Annotated in this window: 1 protein-coding gene; it reads left to right on the forward strand. The window is 44.1% G+C overall.

From position 1 onward, the window contains the following. The coding region (locus tag R7044_RS24405) for an ATP-binding protein (RefSeq protein WP_263857030.1) at positions 1-1012 on the forward strand (1012 nt) is incomplete at both ends.

Consider the following 1012-nt stretch of genomic DNA (forward strand, 5'->3'; position numbering starts at 1 on the left):
GTTTATCAATCGGTGATTTTGTTTCAATCTAAAGCCACGTCTAAACAGCTTGAACTCGATATTTCATTGGATGAAAACATTCCGGCTCGCGTGATGGTCGATGATCATCGCATAAAACAGATCATTACTAATCTGGTTTCCAATGCCGTTAAGTTTACTGAACAAGGCTATATCTCAGTCGACGTGAGTTACGAAGAAGCGTTAGAGCAAGGGCGAGGTTCGCTCACATTCCTTATCAAGGATTCGGGCATCGGCATTGAAAGGGACAAACTGGCGACCATTTTTGAACCGTTTACTCAAGAAGACGAGGGTGTTTCGAGACAGTTTGGCGGAACAGGGCTAGGGCTTGCGATTTGTCGCCAATTAGTGTCAATGATGGGAGGCAAGCTAGTGGCAACCTCGACCAAGGGGGTGGGTACATGCTTTGGTTTTTCAATAGAAGTAGAGGCGTTACCTCTCTTTGGTTGGCATTCCGATGTGGTCAAAAGAGGGCTCTTTATATGTGATAACTATGCTTATGCAGAACAAATTGTCCAAGAATGTCGTTTGGCTCAAATTGAGCTGGTAGGCGTTAACTCACTTTCGGAAGCAAAAGCGCTAGATGAAGATTTCGATGTCATTTTCTTATGTAATGACGGTCAGATGGATATCGATAGCTGTCTGAGTGAACTGGCTGAAGTTTATGATGTTCGTCGAGTAGTAGTGTGCCAGCACCATTTGACGAGCTCTTACACGAACGCGGAAAACGTGCATGCCGTGTTGACTCAACCATTCTTGGGTAATCGATTCAAACATGCCATCGAGGAGCTAGCTAAGCTCGAGAAGAATACATTGCGTGACAATGTCACAAATATTGCATCTCGCGCTGAATCTAAAATATCTCGAACTCATCGAAGAATACTGATTGCCGAAGACAATCTGATGAACCAAAAAATCGCGAGCTTTTTCTTAGATAAAGCAGGGTACGACTACTTAATTACGAGTAACGGACAAGAAGCGCTGGATGCCATCA

Source organism: Vibrio sp. 1402, assembly GCF_033340275.1.